Source organism: Streptomyces sparsus (assembly GCF_054776295.1).
Genome location: NZ_BAAHCA010000070.1, coordinates 1 through 11,586, shown reverse-complemented (window position 1 = coordinate 11,586; position 11,586 = coordinate 1). Strand labels below are relative to the sequence as shown.

The following is an 11,586-nucleotide window of genomic DNA, read 5'->3' as shown; positions in this document are numbered from 1 at the left end:
CCCGGACGTCCGGGGGCCGGCCCGCTGCTGCCGTCGCTGCCGCTACTTCGCCTGCGGGGGCTTGCGCAGCGAGAGGTGCAGCTCGCGCAGCCGGGCCTCGTCGACCTCGCTGGGCGCGCCCATCAGCAGGTCCTGGGCGTTGCCGTTGAGCGGGAACGCGATGGTCTCGCGGATGTTGGGCTCGTCGGCGAGCAGCATCACGATGCGGTCCACGCCCGGGGCGATGCCGCCGTGCGGCGGGGCGCCGAAGGAGAAGGCGCGCAGCATGCCGCCGAACTCCCGCTCCACGTCGTCCTTGGAGTAGCCGGCGATCTCGAACGCCCGGTACATGACCTCGGGCTCGTGGTTGCGGATGGCGCCGGAGGACAGCTCGACACCGTTGCAGACGATGTCGTACTGCCAGGCCAGGATGTCCAGCGGGTCCTTGGTGTCGAGCGCCTCGAGGCCGCCCTGCGGCATCGAGAACGGGTTGTGCGAGAACTCGATCTTCCCGGTGTCCTCGTCCTTCTCGAACATCGGGAAGTCGACGATCCAGCAGAACCGGAAGACGCCGTCCTCGAAGTGCCCGGTGCGCTTGGCCGCCTCGACCCGGACCGCGCCCATGATCTTGGAGACCTCGTCGAACTCACCGGCGCCGAAGAAGATGGCGGTACCGGCCTTCGCGTCGAGCACGTCGACCAGCTGGGCGACGTTCTCCTCGGTGAGGAACTTGGCGATCGGCCCGGTGAGCTGGGGCTTGCCCGACTCCTCACCGACCCGCACCCAGGCCAGGCCCTTCGCGCCCTGCTCGACGGCGAACTCGCCCATCTGGTCGAAGAACTTGCGGGACTGCTCGGCGGTGTCCGGCACGGCCAGCGCGCGGACGTGCTTGCCGGCGAACGCCTTGAAGTCGGAACCGGCGAACACGTCGGTGACGTCGACCAGTTCCAGGCGGGCCCGCAGGTCGGGCTTGTCGGAGCCGTACTTCAGCATCGACTCGCGGAACGGGATGCGCGGGAACGGCGAGGTGACCTCGCGGCCGTTGCCGAACTCCTGGAAGACCTCGGTCATCACCTTCTCGATGACCTGGAAGACGTCCTCCTGCTCGACGAAGCTCATCTCCACGTCGAGCTGGTAGAACTCACCCGGCGAGCGGTCCGCGCGGGCGTCCTCGTCGCGGAAGCAGGGCGCGATCTGGAAGTAGCGGTCGAAGCCGGCGATCATCAGCAGCTGCTTGAACTGCTGCGGGGCCTGCGGCAGCGCGTAGAACTTCCCGGCGTGGGTGCGGGAGGGCACCAGGAAGTCGCGGGCGCCCTCGGGTGAGGTCGCGGACAGGATCGGGGTGGCCATCTCGTTGAAACCGAGCGCCGTCATCTTGTGCCGCAGTGCCGAGATGACCGAGGTGCGCAGCAGGATGTTGCGGTGCATGCGCTCGCGGCGCAGGTCGAGGAAGCGGTACTCGAGGCGCTTCTCCTCGTTGACGCCGTCCTCGGCGTTGATGGTGAAGGGGATCTGCTCGGCGGCGCCGAGCACCTCGACGTCCGAGACCTCGACCTCGATCTCACCGGTGGGCAGGTCGGCGTTGACGTTCTCGGCGCCACGGGCGACGACCCGGCCGTCGACGCGGACGACGGTCTCCTTGGTGAGATGGCTCAGCGCCTCGTTGGCAGCCGTCCCCGGGCGCGCGACGAGCTGGACCAGGCCGTGGTGGTCACGCAGGTCGATGAAGAGGATGCCGCCCAGGTCACGACGATTGTGCAGCCAGCCGCTCAGCCGGACGTCGGTGTCGACGTCCGGCGATCGGAGCTCGCCGCAGTGGTGGGACCGGTACCGGTGCATCATTCATCCAAGTCGTCAGGTCTGGGGTGAGGCGCCTTACAGGTTACCGTCCTGGCCGTCCCCTGCCGGGCGCAAGCCGATTGTTCTCCCTATGGTGGGCGTATGCGCACCGAGGACGTGCTGGCCGCCACCGGAACCGGTATCTGGTGCTGGGACAACGCCTGCGGGGAGTTCAGCCTGGACGCGACGGCGGCGGCGCTGATCGGGCTGCCGGCCGAGGCGGCACGGGTCTCCGAGTCCGCCGTGCGCTCCCGCTTCCACGTGGTCGACTACGTGGAGCTGGGCGGCATCGTCACGCTCGCGGTCGCCGAGGGACGGATCGCGGAGGCGCGCCTGCGGGTCATCGCCGGGGACGGTTCGGTGCTGCGCACCGTGCGGGCCCGGCTGCGTCCGTCGGCGGAGAGCGGCCGGAGGCGGCCCGGGACGGCGTTCCTGCTGAGCGGCACGATCAGCGAGGTGCCGGACGCGTCGCCGAGGCAGACGCCGGTGACGGGCGACTGGCGCCGGTCGCGGGAGGCGTTCCTGCTGGACGCCGGGCGGGCGCTGGCCGAGGCGCGGTCCACGGCGGAGGTGCTGCGGGTCGCCGCGAACCTGTCGATGCCGGGCTTCTCGCCGGACGGGCTGGCCGTCTTCGGTGTCGACGGGGACCGGCTGGCGGTGATCGGCCACCACGGCCACCACGGGAAGGACGGCGAGGACGTACACGGCACCGCCCTGGAAGAACCGTTTCTCCACATGCCGCTGGACACCCCCTACCCGGCGGCCCACGTGGTGCGGACCGGGCGGGCGGTCTACCTGACCAGTCCGCAGGAGTACCGGCGGCGCTTCCCCGCGACCTGGCCGATGGCCGAGCCGTTCGACCGGCAGTCCTGGGCCTACCTGCCGCTGGTGGTGGCGGGGCGCACGATCGGCGCCTGGATGGCGTCCTTCGGGCACCCCGTCGCCTTCACGCCCGACGAGCGGGCGGTGCTGACCACGGTGGCGCGCATGCTGGCCCAGGCGCTGTCGCGGGCCTACGTGCACGAGTCGGAACGGGAACTGGCGGACGGGTTGCAGCACACCCTGCGGCCGGCCGGCAAGCCCGACGTCAAGGGCATGGCGGTGGCCGCGCGCTACGTCCCGACCGGCGGCGGCCTCCAGGTCGGCGGTGACTGGTACGACGTGATCCCGCTGCCGTCCGGGCGGACCGCGCTCGTCATCGGGGACGTGCAGGGCCACGACGTGCGGGCCGCCGGGCTCATGGCGCAGCTGCGGATCGCGCTGCGCGCGTACGCGGCCGAGGGGCACCGGCCGGAGGCGGTGCTGTCCCGGGCGTCGCGCTTCCTCGCCGGCATGACCGAGGCGTCACCCGAGGAGCCGACCGCCGACCGGGGCGACGACCGGTTCGCCACCTGCCTGTACATCGAGGCCGATCCGGCGCTGGGCACGCTGGACATCGCCAGGGCCGGGCATCCGGACCCGGTGATCCGGCTGGCCGACGGCACGGTCCTGGTGCGGCCGACGGCGGGCGGTCTGCCGCTCGGCATCGAACCGGACACCGAGTACCCGACGACCCGGTTGGTGCTGGAGCCGGGAGAGACGTTGCTGCTGTGCACCGACGGGCTGATCGAGACCGGCGGCCACGACGTGGACACCGGCTCGGCCCGCATCCGCGACGTCTTCGCCGCACACCCCGGCGCGGACGTGGAGGAGCTGGCCGAAGCCCTGATCCAGGCCGTGCACGGCCTGCCGTCGCACCACACGACCGGGCCGCGGGCCGACCGGCGGGAGGACGACATCGCCCTGCTGCTGATGAGCCGGGAGAGGGGCCCGGTGCCGTGCTCGACGGCATCCCGCCGCACCATGCTCACCGTCGGCCAGGCGGACGCCGAACGGGTCGCCGCGTCCCGCCACCAGCTGCGCGAGCTGCTCTACGACTGGCTGCTCCCCGACCAGGTGGACGGCGCGGTGCTGATGCTGTCCGAGATGCTGACCAACGTCCTGGTGCACACCGACGGGGACGCCCTGATGGTCGCCGAGGTCACCGGCCCGCGCGGCGCCCGGCAGCTCCGGGTGGAGGTGTCGGACCGCAGCGACGAGCTGCCGCACCGCCGCAGCCCCGGCGAGCTGGCCTCGTCCGGCCGCGGCCTGATCCTGATGGACCTGCTCGCCGGGGCGTGGGGCGTCGACCCGCGCGGCGCGGGCAAGGCCATCTGGTTCGAGGTGCACGAGGACGACGCACCGCCCGACTGGGGGTGACACCCGCCCTCCCGGCAGCGGAGTCCGGCAGCGGATACCGGCAGCGGGCCGCGTCACCGGCCCGGGCGCGGTCACCGCACCTCGGGCCGGCAGGTCACCTCGCCGTGCCCTCGGTGTGCTCGGCGAGGGTGTGCGCGACGAGGGCGTTGGCGTGGCCGTGGCCCATCCCGTGCTCGCTCTTGAGCCAGGAGACGAGCTCCATGTGCCTGCTCAGCGGCGAGGCGCGGACCAGTTCCTTCCACTCCGCCACCGGGCGGCCGTACTTCTTCTCGATCGCCGGAAAGTAGCTCGCCGGTCCCCTGACGGCGGCTCGGTCCTTGCCTGGGCCGGCGGCTCGGTCCTTGCCGGCGCCGGGGCTCGTGGCGGTCTCGGGGCTCTCGGTCATGTCGGGTCTCCGTCCGGGTACCCGCGGAGGGCCGCGGGGAGGGCCAGCAGGTCGTCGCCCGGTATGACCGCCGGCCAGGCGCGAACTCATCGCTCACCCGGAGTGACCCACCTCACTTCCGACCCGCCTGTCTCCGCCGCAGCCCGGTGGCGCCCGCGTGAACGGGTCCGGTCCTCGCTAGGACCGGACCCGTTCGCGTGCGGCACTCGGGGAACCTACAGACCGCCCTCGGACATGCCGTGCACGGCCGGGATCGTGCCCAGGCGGCCCTTCTGGAAGTCCTCGAACGCCTGCTGGAGCTCGGCCTTGGTGTTCATGACGAACGGACCGTAGTGGGCCATCGGCTCGCGGATGGGCTGTCCGCCGAGCAGGACGACCTCCATGTCCGGCGTGTTCGCGTCCTGCTGCTCGTCCGCGCGGACGGTCAGTGAGGAGCCGCTGCCGAAGACGGCGGTCTGGCCCAGGTGGATCGGGCGGCGCTCGGCGCCGACCGCGCCGCGGCCCGCGAGCACGTAGGCGAGGCCGTTGAAGTCCTCGCGCCAGGGCAGGGTGATCTCCGCGCCCGGCGCCAGCGTCGCGTGCACCATCGTGATCGGGGTGTGCGTGATGCCGGGCCCCTGGTGACCGTCCAGCTCACCGGCGATGACACGCAGCAGCGCGCCGCCGTCCGGCGAGGTCAGCAGCTGGACCTGGCCGCCGCGGATGTCCTGGTAGCGCGGGGCCATCATCTTGTCCTTGGCGGGGAGGTTCACCCAGAGCTGGAGCCCGTGGAAGAGACCGCCCGACATGACGAGCTGCTCCGGCGGCGCCTCGATGTGGAGCAGGCCCGCGCCGGCCGTCATCCACTGGGTGTCGCCGTTGGTGATGGTGCCGCCGCCGCCCTGGCTGTCCTGGTGGTCGAAGATGCCGTCGATGATGTACGTGACGGTCTCGAAGCCGCGGTGGGGGTGCCACGGGGTGCCCTTCGGCTCCCCGGGTGCGTACTCCACCTCACCCATCTGGTCCATCATGATGAACGGGTCGAGGGCGCGGTGGTTGATGCCCGCGAAGGCGCGGCGGACGGGGAAGCCCTCGCCCTCGAAGCCGCTGGGCGCGGTGCTGACGGCGCGCACCGGACGCGGCGTCGTGTCGTCCGCGGGCGCTGCGACACGGGGCAGGGTGAGCGGGTTCTCGACGGTGATCGCGGGCATCGGGGCCTCCTTGGCGTGTGCGACCAATGTAGTTGAAATATCAACATTCGCCAAGCCGTACGTGTTCCGTCGCCCGCCGATCCTGGAGGCCGGACCCGACCCGTGCCCGCCGCCCCCGTAGGCCGGATCGTGTGCTTTCGGGTGGTTCCGTCCGGCACCGGTCGTTAGCATGCGGTGCATGGCAGACAAGCCGTCGAACACACCACGACTGCTGTCGGGCGGCAACCCGCAGATCCCGAAGGGCGACGGCGACGGGCCCGTCCAGGCGTACGTCGAGGCGATGCCGGGATGGAAGCGCGAGGTCGGCCGCCACCTGGACGAGCTCGTCACGCGCACCGTGCCCGACGTGCGCAAGGCCGTCCGCTGGAACTCACCGTTCTACGGCGTCGAGGGCAACGGGTGGTTCCTCAGCCTCCACTGCTTCACGAGGTTCGTGAAGGTGACCTGGCTCAACGGCTCGTCACTGGACCCGCTCCCGCCGGACGCCTCCAAGCACGAGAGCGTGCGCTACCTCAACATCCACGAGGGCGAGGAACCGGACGAGGCGCTGCTCACGAGCTGGATCCGCCAGGCCGCAGCCCTGCCCGGCGACGACCTGTTCTGACAGCCGCGCCGACCACCCTCCGCCCGTGCCCCCAGAGCACCCCGACGCGACCCCGTACGCGAGCCCCCGGCCCGCGTACGGCCCTCAGCCGTACATGCGGCGCATCGCGAAGTCGACCATCTCCTCGACGGCCTTCGCGTCGAAGACGATCCGGTGCTCGCCCTCCATGTCCAGCACGAACCCGTAGCCCGAGGGCAGCAGGTCCAGCACCTCGGCCCCGGTGATCACGAAGTACTTGGACTCCTTGCCCGCGTACGCCCGAAGCTCCTTGAGCGTGGTGAACATCGGGATGACCGGCTGCTGGGTGTTGTGCAGGGCCAGGAAGCCGGGCGTCTCACCGCGCGGGCAGTAGACCTTGGCGTTGTGGAAGATGCCCTGGAAGTCCTCGGCGGCCATCGAGCCGGTGGTGAAGGCCCGCACCGCCTCGGCGAGTGACGGCGGCGACGGCTCGGGGTAGAGCGGCTGCGGCGGCGGCTGCTGCCCGTACCCGGGCGGGGGCTGCTGCGGGTGCTGCTGGGCGTACTGCCCGTGGCCCTGCTGATGCCCCGCGGAGGCTGTCTGGTCGTAGCCGTACATGCGCCAAAGGTTACGCCGCCCGGCGCCACCCGTGACGGCCGTATCGGGCCGGAGTGCGGGCACGAAGCGGAACGACGACCTCCACCCGCTCGGCCCACCCCCCACCACCCACTTCGTCCACACCCGCCCCAGCCGCACACCACCCGCGCACCGCCGGCACCTTCACCACCGGGACCCCGACGGTTCACCCGATCCGCACCCGTGGGCGCTCCCCCTCACCCGCCAGGTGCGTCACACTCGGACCGGTTGGGGTTGATTCTTATTACCGACGGGTAGCATGATGGGAGCTACTTACTGGTACGCATCCGGAGGAGTCCATCTCTCGGCCCTCCCCGTCGTTACGGAGCCTGTCGCCATGGGGCACTACAAGTCGAATCTCCGCGACATCGAGTTCAACCTCTTCGAGGTACTCGGTCGCGACGCGGTGTACGGCAAGGGGCCGTTCGCGGAGATGGACGTCGAGACCGCCAAGAGCGTGCTCTCCGAGATCGCTCGCCTCTCCGAGAACGAGCTGGCCGCGTCCTTCGAGGACGCCGACCGCAACCCGCCGGTCTTCGACCCGGAGACCAACACCGCACCGGTCCCGGCCTCGTTCAAGAAGAGCTACCAGGCCTACATGGACGCCGAGTGGTGGCGGCTGGGCATCCCGGAGGCGCTGGGCGGCACCACCGCGCCCCGCTCGCTGCTGTGGGCCTTCGCCGAGACCATCCTGGGCTCCAACCCGGCCGTGTGGATGTACGCCTCGGGCCCGGCCTTCGCCGGCGTCCTCCACGAGGAGGGCACCGAGGAGCAGCACCGCATCGCCCAGCTCATGGTGGACAAGCAGTGGGGCTCCACCATGGTCCTCACCGAGCCGGACGCCGGTTCGGACGTCGGCGCCGGCCGCACCAAGGCCGTCAAGCAGGACGACGGCACCTGGCACATCGAGGGCGTCAAGCGCTTCATCACCTCCGGTGAGCACGACATGTCCGAGAACATCGTGCACTTCGTGCTGGCCCGCCCCGAGGGCCACGGCCCCGGCACCAAGGGCCTGTCGCTGTTCATCGTGCCGAAGTACGACTTCGACTGGGAGACCGGCGAGCTGGGCGAGCGCAACGGCGTCTACGCCACCAACGTCGAGCACAAGATGGGCCTCAAGGCCTCCAACACCTGCGAGATGACCTTCGGCGACCGCCACCCGGCCAAGGGCTGGCTGCTCGGCGAGAAGCACGACGGCATCCGCCAGATGTTCAAGATCATCGAGTTCGCGCGCATGATGGTCGGCACGAAGGCCATCGCCACCCTCTCCACCGGCTACCTGAACGCCCTGGAGTACGCCAAGGAGCGGGTGCAGGGCGCCGACCTGGCGCAGTTCACCGACAAGACCGCGCCGCGCGTCACCGTCACGCACCACCCGGACGTGCGCCGCTCGCTGATGACGCAGAAGGCGTACGCCGAGGGCATGCGCGCCCTGGTGCTGTACACCGCCAGCGTCCAGGACGAGATCCTCGTCAAGGAGGCCGCCGGCGAGGACGCCTCCGCCGCGACCCGTCTCAACGACCTGCTGCTGCCGATCGTGAAGGGCTACGGCTCGGAGAACTCCTACGAGCAGCTCGCACAGTCGCTCCAGACCTTCGGCGGCTCCGGGTACCTCCAGGAGTACCCGATCGAGCAGTACATCCGGGACGCCAAGATCGACACCCTCTACGAGGGCACCACGGCCATCCAGGGCCAGGACTTCTTCTTCCGCAAGGTCGTCCGCGACCAGGGCCAGGCCCTGACCGCGCTCTCCGAGGAGATCAAGAAGTTCCTCGCCGAGGCCGACGGCGGCGAGGACCTGGCCGCCGCCCGCGAGCAGCTCGCCAAGGCCGCCGTGGACCTGGAGGCGATCGTCGGTGTCATGCTGACGGACCTCGCGGCGACCGAGAAGGACGTCAACTCGATCTACAAGGTCGGTCTGAACACCACCCGCTTCCTGCTGGCCTCCGGTGACGTCGTCCTCGGTTACCTGCTGCTGCGCGGTGCCGTGGTCGCCGCCGACAAGCTGTCCTCGGCCTCCGCCAAGGACAAGGCGTTCTACCAGGGCAAGATCGCCGCGGCGAAGTTCTTCGCGGCGAACGTGCTGCCCGGTGTCAGCACCGCGCGCCAGGCGGCCGAGACCGTCGACCTCTCCCTGATGGAGCTGGACGAGGCCGCGTTCTGACCGGACCGCTGTCCGCAGCCGGGTGACCGGCGGACGGGCGGGGTTCCGCTCCCGGTCGGGGGAGGCGGAACCCCTCCCGTCCGTGCGTTCGGACGCCCCGCGCGTTCGTATATTGGACGGCATGCAGCAATACCCCGCCGGGCTCGGCCGCGGCCACACCGATGACCTCATGGCGTTCCTCGCGGCGTCCCCCACCCCGTACCACGCCGTCGCGAACACCGCGGCGCGGCTGGAGAAGGCCGGTTTCCGCCAGGTCGCCGAGACCGAGGCGTGGGACAGCGGGACGGGCGGGCGCGTCGTGCGCCGCGGCGGCGCGCTGATCGCCTGGCACGTGCCGCGCGGCGCGACCCCGGCGACGCCGTTCCGCATCATCGGCGCGCACACCGACTCCCCCAACCTGCGGGTGAAGCCGTCCCCCGACGCCGGCTCGCACGGCTGGCGGCAGATCGCCGTGGAGATCTACGGCGGCACCCTGCTCAACACCTGGCTGGACCGCGACCTGGGGCTCGCCGGCCGGCTCGCGCTGCGCGACGGCTCCACCCGGCTGGTCAACGTCGACCGTCCGCTGCTGCGGGTGCCGCAGCTCGCCGTGCACCTCGACCGGCAGGTCAACGACGGCCTCAAGCTGGACCGGCAGCGGCACATGACGCCGATCTGGGGCCTGGGCGACCCGCACGAGGGCGACCTGATCGCCTTTCTCGCCGAGGAGGCCGGCCTGGACGCGGCCGACGTCGCCGGCTGGGACCTGATGGCGCACAGCGTGGAGCCGCCCGCCTACCTGGGCCGGGACCGCGAGCTGGTCGCCGGGCCGCGGATGGACAACCTGCTCTCCGTGCACGCCGGTGCCGTCGCGCTCGCCGAGGCCGCCGCCCACGAGGCCGCCGGGGAGGAACTGCCCTACATCCCGGTGCTGGCCGCCTTCGACCACGAGGAGAACGGCAGCCAGTCCGACACCGGTGCCGACGGCCCGCTGCTCGGCAACGTGCTGGAGCGGTCGGTGTTCGTCCGCGGCGGCGACTACGAGGACCGGGCCCGGGCGTACGCCGGCACCGTCTGCCTCTCCTCCGACACCGGACACGCCGTGCACCCCAACTACGCCGAGCGGCACGACCCGACGCACCACCCGATGCCCAACGGCGGCCCGATCCTCAAGGTCAACGTCAACCAGCGCTACGCCACCGACGGCACCGGACGCGCCGTGTTCACCTCCGCCTGCGAGCGGGCCGGTGTGCCCTGGCAGAGCTTCGTCTCCAACAACGGCATGCCCTGCGGGACGACGATCGGCCCCATCACCGCCGCGCGGCACGGCATCACCACGGTGGACATCGGGGTGGCGATCCTCTCCATGCACTCCGCCCGCGAACTCGCCGGCGCCGCTGACCCCGGCCTGCTCACGGCGGCCCTCACCGCCTTCCTCCAGGGCTGAGCGGCCTCGGGGCCGAGCCGCGGCAGCCGGGCGCGGCGTCGGGGCGGGACGCCGCAGGGCTGAGCGCGGCCTCGGGGCGGGCGCCCCGGGTGAGACGGCGGACTCCGGCCGCCGGAGGATGAGGCTCCGCTTCCGCCTGCTGTCGCCGGGTCGGGATGTGTCCATGACACAGCTGTGAAGATCGGCGCGCAGAGTGGAGCACACGGGGGAGAGGGGCGGACCGGCGGCGAAAGCACCGGTCCGCCCCTTCTGCCGCGCCCGAACGCACCCGGGGAACCTACCGGGCGCGCGACGCGGCGGCCTTGCCTCAGCCCTCGTCGAGGCCGGCCAGGACCAGCGGCAGCCGGTCGGCGCCGCTGTCGGTCAGCCGGACCGGAACGCCCCAGTCCTGCTGGTGCACGTGGCACGCCGGATACGGGTTCGCCGGGTCGTCGTCGCAGGACGCCGCCATCGCGGACACGTGCAGCACCCCTTCGGCCACCGAACCGTCCAGCACCAGTTCCCGGTCGAGGTCCGTGCCCTGCCCGGCGCCCGACGCCAGCAGCTCCGGCGGGGTGGCGCTGACCACCAGCCGCGTCGAGGGACCGTAGCGGGTGTCCAGCTTCTGGCCCGCCGGCGCCTGGAAGACGACGTCCAGCCGCAGCGTGCCGGGCGCCACCTCGGTGGCCGACCGCTGCGTGCGGTGCGCGACCCCGTCCACCCGCACCGCCTCGTCCGGCAGCCGCAGCCGCGTCAGCCGGTGCCGGGCGGACTCCACCACCACGATGTGGTGCGGGTCCGAACCGTCCAGCACCGCGGCGGACGGTTCCCGCAGGTCGGTGGCGAGCGTGCTCACCTCGTTCGTCGCCGGGTCGTAGCGGCGCAGGGCGTGGTTGTAGGTGTCGCAGACGGCCACCGACCCGTCCGGCAGCGCGGTGACGCCCAGCGGATGCTGCAACAGGGCCTGCCCGGCGTCACCGTCCCGGTGCCCGAAGTCGAACAGGCCGGTGCCGACGGCGGTGCGCACCTGCCCGTCCCGGTCGATCCAGCGGACCGCGGACGTCTCGGAGTCGGCAATCCACAGCCGCTCGCCGTCGGCGGACGCGGCCAGGCCGGACGGCTGCGCGAACCACGCCTCGGCGACCGGCCGGTCGACGAGGCCGTCGTTGGTCGTGCCCGCCGCGACCT

9 protein-coding genes are annotated in these 11,586 nt (G+C 71.8%); 4 read left to right on the top strand and 5 right to left on the bottom strand.

The window, feature by feature from the left end; all coding sequences use genetic code 11:
- Positions 1-42 precede the first annotated feature (42 nt).
- Entirely contained in the window at positions 43-1,818 is a 1,776-nt protein-coding gene (gene aspS, locus ACYVE9_RS06835; protein WP_461026823.1) for an aspartate--tRNA ligase, read from the bottom strand.
- Positions 1,819-1,920: 102 nt separating this feature from the next.
- Here aspS and ACYVE9_RS06830 point away from each other — a divergent pair, with 102 nt between their 5' ends.
- Positions 1,921-4,056 (top strand): ATP-binding SpoIIE family protein phosphatase, encoded by a 2,136-nt coding sequence (locus tag ACYVE9_RS06830; RefSeq protein WP_461026822.1) that lies wholly within the window; start codon positions 1,921-1,923, stop codon positions 4,054-4,056.
- 94 nt (positions 4,057-4,150) lie between these two features.
- Here the strand turns inward: ACYVE9_RS06830 and ACYVE9_RS06825 are convergent, their stop codons facing one another.
- Positions 4,151-4,441, bottom strand: coding sequence for a DUF4287 domain-containing protein (locus tag ACYVE9_RS06825; RefSeq protein WP_461026821.1), 291 nt, complete (start codon positions 4,439-4,441; stop codon positions 4,151-4,153).
- 215 nt (positions 4,442-4,656) lie between these two features.
- Complete coding sequence (locus tag ACYVE9_RS06820) at positions 4,657-5,631, bottom strand: pirin family protein (RefSeq protein WP_461026820.1); 975 nt, start codon at positions 5,629-5,631, stop codon at positions 4,657-4,659.
- A 178-nt stretch (positions 5,632-5,809) separates the two neighbouring features.
- Here ACYVE9_RS06820 and ACYVE9_RS06815 point away from each other — a divergent pair, with 178 nt between their 5' ends.
- Positions 5,810-6,235: a DUF1801 domain-containing protein gene (locus tag ACYVE9_RS06815; protein ID WP_461026819.1), complete on the top strand. Its 426-nt coding sequence runs from the start codon at positions 5,810-5,812 to the stop codon at positions 6,233-6,235.
- Positions 6,236-6,319: 84 nt separating this feature from the next.
- Here the strand turns inward: ACYVE9_RS06815 and ACYVE9_RS06810 are convergent, their stop codons facing one another.
- On the bottom strand, positions 6,320-6,811 hold the full coding sequence (locus tag ACYVE9_RS06810) for an SseB family protein (RefSeq protein WP_461026818.1): 492 nt from the start codon (positions 6,809-6,811) through the stop codon (positions 6,320-6,322).
- Positions 6,812-7,166: 355 nt separating this feature from the next.
- On the opposite strand from ACYVE9_RS06810, the gene ACYVE9_RS06805 reads away from it, so the two are divergent.
- On the top strand, positions 7,167-8,993 hold the full coding sequence (locus ACYVE9_RS06805; protein ID WP_461026817.1) for an acyl-CoA dehydrogenase: 1,827 nt from the start codon (positions 7,167-7,169) through the stop codon (positions 8,991-8,993).
- Positions 8,994-9,114: 121 nt separating this feature from the next.
- Complete coding sequence (locus ACYVE9_RS06800; RefSeq protein WP_461026816.1) at positions 9,115-10,419, top strand: M18 family aminopeptidase; 1,305 nt, start codon at positions 9,115-9,117, stop codon at positions 10,417-10,419.
- 307 nt (positions 10,420-10,726) lie between these two features.
- Here ACYVE9_RS06800 and ACYVE9_RS06795 read toward each other — a convergent pair.
- Positions 10,727-11,586: NHL repeat-containing protein (locus tag ACYVE9_RS06795; RefSeq protein WP_461026815.1), on the bottom strand; the 860-nt coding region annotated here is incomplete at its 5' end.